This window comes from Haladaptatus sp., from assembly GCF_049589095.1.
Taxonomy (GTDB): domain Archaea; phylum Halobacteriota; class Halobacteria; order Halobacteriales; family Haladaptataceae; genus Haladaptatus.
Window position 1 is genome coordinate 1 of the sequence record NZ_JBAWAC010000030.1, and the last position, 1,808, is coordinate 1,808.

The following is a 1,808-nucleotide window of genomic DNA, read 5'->3' on the forward strand; positions in this document are numbered from 1 at the left end:
CTGCATCGTCCTGAAGAGCGGCTACCTGAGTCCCGCGTGGAAAGCGGTCGCGGCGCAGGAGCTGTTCGCGCTCACGCCCGGCGACACGAACCAGCGGCTTGCCGATCTGCCGTACGAAAAAACCCCACGTCCGATGTTCCCGCTGGACGAGGACGTGGAGTGGGAACCGAAAAACGGCGCGAACTGACCCGCTTCGCGGGTCGTTCGCTCTGTCCGCTCTTTCGCTCGCCCTGTCCGTTTTCCCTCTTTCCCACTCAGTCCTCGTCGTCCTCGAACTGGTGGAACACGTCGGCGTACGCCGCCGCGTTCGATTTGTGCAGCGCCCAGAAACTCAGCAGGCCGATGTCCTTCTCCTCGGCCCAATCGAGCACCTGCTGGGCGGTGTCGGTCGTGAACCCGGGTTCGGCCACGTTCGGCTTCAGACTTGTTCGGGTAGATTCCCGCGAGCCAATCGACGGTTCCCTGTCCTGCGGAGGCGACGATGTCCGCAGTCGTCGGGTTGAAGTCCATCGTCATGATGTTCACGTACTCCAGTTCGACGCCCTGCTGGACCGCGTCCGAGACCATGTCCCGCGCGGGGGCGTAGTTCCGGTTCTCGATGCCGTTCTGTCCCGCCGGAACGGTGTAGCTGACCGTCACCTCGGGCCGTTCTGACTGGAGCATCGCCAGCGCCTCGTTGCGGAGTTGGTAGACGCTCCCGTCGCGTCCGGATTCGTCCGCGTTCTCGTCGTCGATGTCGAGGTGGGTGACGCCCAACGTGTCGAGGATCCCCTCGTATGCCTCCTTCAGTTCGGTGGCGTCCGTCGCGTCGCGGGCGACCACGCGGCCGTCCCAGCCGCCGATGGAGACCCACACGTCTACACCCTGGCTCTGGAGCGTCGAAATCTCGTCCGAGAAGTCCGACACCGGGCGTTGCCCGCTCGATGTGAGCCAGCCGGGGTTCACGCCGTCGCCGGACGTCCCGTCGCCGAGGAACGACACGACGATGCGGTCGGTGTTCGCGCCGGTCGTGTCTCCGACGACGTCGCCCCACGTCCCCTCGTACGGGGCGAACGCGTCGTCGTCCTTGGCGGTGCCGCCGCCCGAATCGCCGACCGAGACGCTACTGCTGGCCGACCCGGTCGCCCCGGCGTCGTCGGTCACGGTCAGCGTGACGGTGTAGCTACCAGCGCTGCCGTAGCTGTGCGTGACGCTTTGGCCGGTCGCGCTGCTGCCGTCGCCGAACGTCCAGTCGTAGGACGCCACCGACCCGTCCGAGTCGGACGACCCCGATGCGTCGAACGTGGTTGCCTCACCCGGTGCGGGTGAGATTGGGTTCGCGGTAAACGAGGCGGTCGGGTCCGTGTTGCCGTCCCCGCCGTCGCCACCGTCACCACCGCCGCCGCTCCCGTCGCACGGGTCGACCTTCACCCAGACGGAGTCGCTCGTTTCGGGTTCGTTGGCTTGGGTCCACCACTGGGCCTCCCACAGCGCGCCGTCGTAGACGACACGGTCGCCGTCCGTGTAGGCGACGTCCGACTGCCAGTCGGAGTAACCACTGCAGTCGGCCGCCGCCACCAGCCCGCTCGCGCCGAGCGTCAGTGCCGAAAGTGCCGATACCTTACGTAGTACGTTTCGTCGCGTTTGTTTCATGAGTTCGGTTGACGGGGTCGTGAGTCACGACCGGCATCGGTGTGCCGAAACTGTGTGACCGACCCTCATGGTTGGTTTGAGAGCACAACGATTTAAATTCACCCATTACTATAAAATAATATTTACATCTGGCACGGAACATTAAATTTTTCTGTCCTCTCGCGTCCGCATACGAC

1 protein-coding gene and 1 pseudogene are annotated in these 1,808 nt (G+C 64.7%); one reads left to right on the plus strand and one right to left on the minus strand.

Annotated features, from left to right (window positions below; genetic code table 11):
* The first annotated feature begins 25 nt into the window (after positions 1-25).
* Positions 26-187, plus strand: coding sequence for a hypothetical protein (locus tag WBV42_RS01065; protein ID WP_423984400.1), 162 nt, complete (start codon positions 26-28; stop codon positions 185-187).
* Positions 188-555: 368 nt separating this feature from the next.
* On the opposite strand, the pseudogene WBV42_RS01070 reads toward WBV42_RS01065, so the two are convergent.
* Positions 556-1,632, minus strand: a pseudogene (locus WBV42_RS01070) (PKD domain-containing protein); the annotation flags it as partial.
* Between the last annotated feature and the right edge of the window lie 176 nt (positions 1,633-1,808).